The sequence below is a fragment of the Microcoleus sp. BM001215392 genome, from assembly GCF_036700185.1.
Taxonomy (GTDB): domain Bacteria; phylum Cyanobacteriota; class Cyanobacteriia; order Cyanobacteriales; family Microcoleaceae; genus Microcoleus.
Genome location: NZ_JAUBOJ010000499.1, coordinates 1 through 4,491 on the forward strand (window position 1 = coordinate 1; position 4,491 = coordinate 4,491).

A 4,491-nucleotide genomic window follows, 5' to 3' on the forward strand; every position below is an offset into this window, starting at 1 on the left:
GGACGCATAGCTCAGTTGGTTAGAGCACTACGTTGACATCGTAGGGGTCACTGGTTCGAGTCCAGTTGTGTCCATCCCAAAACCCGCTAGTTGTAGCGGGTTTTGTTGTTTTTGGTGTTGGATTGTGTGGTAAGGGCGATCGACTTTTAGCAAGAGGGTTTGCCTGTTGTACCTGTGTGGTTAGATGTGATTCACCAGCGGTTAAAGGGCTGGGAAAAATTGCCTGAAGTCTTCAGCAAACTGAATTAATTTGACTTGTTCACTCATGGCTACCCCTGATTAGAGAAATTACATCTAATTCTGGTATTGAAAAGCGTCGGCACTCGGCAACGCTGATGGTGTAACGAACATCGCCAACCCCATTTCGGATATCCGCTTCAATAATTCTGGGAAAATCTCCCTCGACTTTGAAATAGTTAACTTCTCGTGAAGTATAGCCAATTTGTTCGTAGTGGGGAGTATGTATATCCAGATAGCCTACTTCAAAAAGAAGTGTTTCTAATTGTTCCTTGGCTATAGGGTCATTTTCGAGAAGTGAGCTAAGACTGGCGACAATATCCGGTAGAGATTCACCTCGTTTTTGTCTAGCATCGAGGGATAGGTGCAGTAAAATCAGTGTGCCAGTGCCAGTATTATCTAGTTGGCGTTCGCTGGCGATCGCTAGTTTCTGATGCTGTTTGGCTGTAGTAGTTTTGACTTCAACAGCACAGTGTTGAAACTGGAAATCCTGTTGAGTTCCTTTTGCACCTGTCCAGGATTGGACTCCTTGGCGAGATCCAAGTTGAGGAATGACCATCTGCCGCAGAAACCAGAGTTCACCATATAATCCTTGCTGTTCTGCTTGGCTCAGTCCTTCGGCGTTATGTTTTTCTAAGAATGCTTGCCATCGCCGCAGACGGGTAAAGAATGACACTACAGCGTTTTGCTCATCAGCAATCGGGGCAATTGCATCAACAATATCCTGTACTAATGTTGTAAAGATATCGCTGTAACGCGAGTTAATAAGTACCAGTTGCAGGGTGACATGGGTATCACGATCACCTTCCAGGGCTACACGCCTAACATCAAAGCAGTTGGAATTAGGAAAAACAGCGGCTTTTCCCATTGATTTTTGAGTCACCCGCAGCATCAGCAAACGTGCATTAGAAGGTCTCTCAATAGCAAGATAAACATCGTATATAACTTCTGGCAATAGGCGGCGGGTGATATAGCCAGAAGGTACACTTGAAGTATCCTCCTCCAGTATTTTCCAGGTATTTTTAACAGTCATGGCTGACCAAATTCCTCTTTCCAGTACAAAAAATTAACTTTATATTCGACCATCTCGGCTTTCTTGCTATCGGGAAAACTGAGTACAAAACCAATGACAGGAATTTCAGAAGTAATCACTTCTGGATCTAGTGGATAAATCAACAGTAAGCCGTTTTTTGGGGAACGTTTGGAACGCACAATTTTTGCATCAGGTGTATTACTATAACTTGGTGGTTTACCAGCTTCTGCTCGCCGCCTATTGGTGAGATCGAGAATTTTGTCACGAGTTTCTTGAGAGAGATCGAGCCATTGATCGTTTGGACTCAGGAGACGAGAATTGCTTAGGCGATATTCCTGAGAAGATTCAGGCGAGGTATCCTTACGCAAAGTTAGACCAACTGCATGTCCAGCAAAGTTCCACGTATTTTTTGAGTTCTTATTTGATATAAGAACAACTGTCCATAAAAAGAGTTCATGCGGGAGTTGAGCTTTGATGTATTTGACTAGGAGTGAAGTATTTGCCCGTCTACAATTATCGTGAGACTGATAACCTGACAGAAAATCAATGACTTTTTCAGGAGAAACCTGCTCCCAGATATAGTTATGCTTTTCTTGTCTGGTATGCGAGCCAATTTTTTTCAGTAGTTCTTCAGTAACTTCAAGGTTTTGCTGGTTTTTCTTTTCATTCTTGTAGAAGATGGTAGTTTCACTGAGTCTTCCAGTGTAGGATAACTGTATGACAGTGCCTGTCTTCATCTTGTTAGGCCCAGTGATCTCCAGACCCTCCGGATGCGTACGAACTTTGAGTCCGAAATCCTCAGGCGTGGCTCCGGCATCAGCCATATCGTCAAACTCCTGCCGAAGTTCCTCACTGGCAATAGTGATATGTTCGTACCATTCTATCAACTCATCAGTTGTGTACAATCGGCAAAGGTCGAGATATCCCGGTCTATACCCAAACCATCGACCCATCTGCATCAGCGTATCGTACATCTTTGATGCTCGGAGATAATAGCTGACGCTCAGACCTTCCAAAGTCAGACCACGAGACAATTTATCACCGCCGATCGCAATAACGCTTAACCCTTTGTCTTTGTGTTCCCAGTAGTCCAGTACATCCTTGGCTGTGCCGTTGATTTTCTTAACCTGAATCTTAGAGACCGCCCGGTGCAGTAAAGGTTTGACTTCTTCCCAAGAAACTGACTTTAGTTCTGGATCGGATATGGATGAAATTATAGATGAAGTGGTTGGCACAAAGTCATCTTTCCATAACTTCTCAAATTCTTCCTCTAGCTTGCCTGGTGCGTTAGTGTCCCCATACCGCAGTCGTTTTTGTAGGGAAGTCAACTCGTCTTTGACTTGCTTTGTTACCTCAGATTGGACAGCCGTAAAACGGGCAACATGAACTAGCATTGAGTTGTGTTCGTTCTCCTGTCCTCGCACAATTCTTGCAGCGCAACAAAGAATAAATGCCCTAATTGCCTGATTGAGAGACCCTGGAAGTTCACCCGGAACGTGGTCTTTTTTGTGTTTGTCCGGCATCCATTCTTTTTGGTCTTCCACTCGTCTTATGATAGGCAAGGCTTCTGATGATTCAAGCCCAATTGCCGGGTCAGTATCCAGTCCGAATACCTGCACTGGACCTATGTAGTTCGATGGTGCAGGTAGGTTGATAATGAAATTACGTGGAAAGAGATCGTCTCCAAATTCTGGATGTTTTTTATCTGTATCTGGGTGTATGAAGATATTAGCAAATGGTGTTGCGGTGTAACCTACATAAGCACTCTTTTCAAAACTGTGAAGCAGGTTCCTGATTAATCCATTGATTGCTGAAACATCATCCTCTTCGTGAATATTGCCATTTTCATCCAACAGTGAGGAATTTGTGTTGATCGAGGCATTATCTGCCTCGTCATCAATGACGAGTAAGGGAACTCCTCTGACGATGCGTTTTCCTAATTTTTCATCTTTGTCCACACCACGCAAAGCCCACTGTAGGAGATTTTTGAGTACAGTTGTATTCTTTTTAATAACAAACAATAGTGGCTTTCCTCCCCCTGCGGATACCCCAAACTGACCTGCTATTTTTTTATGAAAATCACCTTTATTAGCACTGTTTGTAGCTGAATCAGCAATCAGCCTCTTCCCAACAGGAATTCGCCCCGCTCCAATGGAAGAACTCTCTTGAGCCGAAGCTCTATGTACTTGTGAGTCATATCCCAGAAAACCTTCGTCTAGGCGTAGCTGTGTCTGGCTCCGCAAGCTGTCCTGCATACCAGCAAGCACAATAATCAGTTTGTATCCTGCATCAACCGCCTTGCATATCAGACCAGTATAGTTTGCTGTTTTCCCAGACTGAACCTGTCCAACAACCATTCCTCTCCGATCCCAAGATCCTGAACGCAAAGGGTCCTCTAGGCGTTCAAGAATAGAGTTTGTCAACTGATCTAAACCTTTGGTAGTTGCTGGTGCCCAGCCCTTGTCTTCTTCCAGATAACGTTCATAACGGTTCCAGAAATCCCAATTGATTTCACTGTTGCGGTCAGCCAACCAGGGGATGTGACCATCTTTATCTTCTAGTACAGTACCTAGACCCATCCAGATGTTAAAAAGACCTTCAAGTTCCCGGACGAGCTTTTCCTCATCTACCTCAACGGTACGGCTTTGTTGGCTAGTTCTGGTTGAATCAACGGCGATTTTGACTTTTGCCTGAATGATTTCTCGGGTGGGTGTCGATTCACTCTTCAAAAAAGCTTGAGCCACCTGACGAGCCGTATCGTAGTCGTTCATTCTAGATATTCTCCATGTGTCTACTCAATTAGGTAGGCAGCCTACCAGTTCTTCAAAGTGCTGCAAAGGCTCCATAGCAAGTAAGCGTTTATGAGGTTTACTCTCTTGCTGTGAGTATTGTAAAATATTGTTATGACTCTGGCAAGAATTTTTCCCCGTGTCAGTAGATTTATGCAACCTTGACCCATTCTAGTTGTTAAATGTACCTGAAGCTAGGTTAGCCCCTTTCCGACTTAGCCTCGTAGTAGGCTTGTATTTGTTTTACGGATATAGGATTAACAATTCAAAGTAGGGACTCTCCAGTAATTTAGGAGATGATTGGCATTTTAAATCAAAAAAATACAAGTTATAATAACCAAATTAAATATTGTAATAATATTTTTTAATATCACTTAGGAAATCTCAAGATTTTACGGTAATCCAGCCTACCACTCATAACCGTGTTCTTTT

At 43.4% G+C, this 4,491-nt stretch carries 2 protein-coding genes and 1 tRNA gene; 1 reads left to right on the top strand and 2 read right to left on the bottom strand.

Annotation, left to right across the window (positions count from 1 at the left end):
• Positions 1-74 (top strand) — tRNA-Val (locus QT974_RS31465).
• A gap of 185 nt (positions 75-259) precedes the next feature.
• On the opposite strand, the gene QT974_RS31470 is transcribed toward QT974_RS31465, so the two are convergent.
• Together QT974_RS31470 and QT974_RS31475 are read right to left on the bottom strand one after the other, a co-directional pair.
• On the bottom strand, positions 260-1,270 hold the full coding sequence (locus QT974_RS31470; RefSeq protein ID WP_333472302.1) for a PD-(D/E)XK motif protein: 1,011 nt from the start codon (positions 1,268-1,270) through the stop codon (positions 260-262).
• Positions 1,267-4,041, bottom strand: a complete 2,775-nt coding sequence (locus tag QT974_RS31475; RefSeq protein ID WP_333472303.1) for a Z1 domain-containing protein — start codon at positions 4,039-4,041, stop codon at positions 1,267-1,269. The genes QT974_RS31470 and QT974_RS31475 overlap by 4 nt, the downstream gene beginning before the upstream one ends.
• Between the last annotated feature and the right edge of the window lie 450 nt (positions 4,042-4,491).

What these genes read in the sequence shown, in the direction of transcription:
- QT974_RS31470 (WP_333472302.1), bottom strand. Translation starts at nt 1,270, where the DNA reads ATGACTGTTAAAAATACCTGGAAAATACTGGAGGAGGATACTTCAAGT.
- QT974_RS31475 (WP_333472303.1), bottom strand. Translation starts at nt 4,041, where the DNA reads ATGAACGACTACGATACGGCTCGTCAGGTGGCTCAAGCTTTTTTGAAG.